The sequence below is a fragment of the Hymenobacter agri genome, from assembly GCF_054778495.1.
Genome location: NZ_BAAGZM010000978.1, coordinates 1 through 1,083, shown reverse-complemented (window position 1 = coordinate 1,083; position 1,083 = coordinate 1). Strand labels below are relative to the sequence as shown.

The 1,083-nt window shown below is 64.5% G+C and carries 1 protein-coding gene; it reads right to left on the bottom strand.

What is annotated here, in order from left to right; translation table 11 throughout:
• Nucleotides 1–175: 175 nt before the first annotated feature.
• Nucleotides 176–961 carry a DUF2490 domain-containing protein gene (locus tag ACYVDE_RS23845; RefSeq protein ID WP_460504014.1) on the bottom strand — a complete coding sequence of 262 codons (786 nt, stop codon included), beginning with the start codon at nt 959–961 and terminating at the stop codon, nt 176–178.
• Nucleotides 962–1,083: the final 122 nt, after the last annotated feature.

The window sequence follows — 1,083 nt, the reverse complement described above, 5'->3', positions numbered from 1 at the left end:
CAGGCGCTCGGGCAGCAGCGCCGAGCCCGCCAGCAGCGGGCAAATCAGCTCCTGAATGAGCTGCCGAAAGTCGGTTTCGTTCATGTAATCGGTACCGTGCGCGTAGCGCCGGCGCGGCGGCCCAAGCTGAACGGTGGACTGCCCGGCCGGGTTGTTTGCCAGCGTGACGGCCGGCCTAGTCCTGCTGCGAGGGCAGCTGCTCGGTGGCCGGCACCGCCGATTTGCGGGCCAGCTTGTAGGTCACGGCCAGCACAAGGTTATTTTTGGCCGAGTTGATTTGCGGGATGAACTGGCCCGCTTTGTAGGCTGGCAGGTTGTAGTTGGCCTGGTTCACGAAGCCCAATTGCAGAATGAGGCGCGCCGAGGGCTGGTAGCCCAGGCCGCCATACACGCGGTTGCGCTCGAACACCGGCCCGCTGGGATTGAGAAAAATCTCGTCGTAGGCCGACAAAAACCACGTTCCCGCTCCAATGGCCGGCTTGTTCAGCGGGTAAAACGCATTGAGCCGGTAACGCAGCCGCTGCCGAAACGCGCTGCTGTCGTCGCGAAAGCTCAGCCAGCGCTGCTCAATGCGGTAGCGGTGCTCCAGCTTCAGGCGCTTCGAAAACTGCGTGAGCGTGAGCTGCTCCCAGAGGCGCTTCTCCACGTTCAGCGGGCCGGCGCTCAAGTCGTGAAAATCGGCCGTGACGTAGCGCCCGCCGCCCACCAGCACCGAAAAATTGGGGTCGATGTCGTAGCTCACGCCCGCCTTCAGCTCGTGGTAGAAGTATTGCTTAAACACGCCATTCAGGCGCGCCTGAGCCTCGGCGTAGCCGCCGAGCTTGTGGTCGGCGGTACCAGGCAGTATCACGGTGCCAATAAACCAGGTGCCCCAGGGCTGGGTGGTGTTGGCCTGGGCGCGAGCCGACAGCGAGCCAGCCAGCAAGGGGAGAATTAAACCGACAACGACGCGGTGCTTCATGCAAAAACGGCCGGCCCGGCCTGATTGGCGCCGGGCCGGACCGGTAAAGATATTGCATCAGGGGCGGCCCCAGCGCGGCGCTACTGCCCCGCTTGGGGTACCGGCCGCCGACCCGCGGCCTG

What these genes read in the sequence shown, in the direction of transcription:
- ACYVDE_RS23845 (WP_460504014.1), bottom strand. Translation starts at nt 961, where the DNA reads ATGAAGCACCGCGTCGTTGTCGGTTTAATTCTCCCCTTGCTGGCTGGC.